Annotated in this window: 1 protein-coding gene; it reads right to left on the reverse strand. The window is 27.4% G+C overall.

Annotated elements, in window-relative coordinates; all coding sequences use genetic code 11:
• Window positions 1-390: hypothetical protein (locus CAMP5060_RS08185; protein WP_337218211.1), on the reverse strand; the 390-nt coding region annotated here is incomplete at both ends.

Consider the following 390-nt stretch of genomic DNA (forward strand, 5'->3'; position numbering starts at 1 on the left):
ATTAACTTTATCTTTATTAGTATTAGCTTGATTGGAAGCTGTAAAAACTTCAGCTAAAATATCATTTTTAGCTTTTATAGCTTCTTTGCTTGCAAATTTATCATCACTAGCTTTGTCTAAGCCATTGTCTTGATAAGCTAGTAAAAAGTCTAAGCTTTGAATCATAGAATGAGCTATATCAAGTCTTTCTTTATCTAAGTATTTATCTTTACTTAAAAGATAATTAGCTAAAAACTCTGCTTTAGAGGCAGGATTATCCTTATCAATCTTACTATAAGCTTTTAACAAATCATTTAATGTATTTATATCTACTACATAGAATTTATCTTTTAAATCGGCTATGATTTGTTCTAAAAGTTTTAGATCTAAGATGTCGTCTGTGTCTAGAGT

Source organism: Campylobacter sp. 1569 (assembly GCF_024723675.1).
GTDB classification, from domain to species: Bacteria; Campylobacterota; Campylobacteria; order Campylobacterales; family Campylobacteraceae; genus Campylobacter_D; species Campylobacter_D jejuni_C.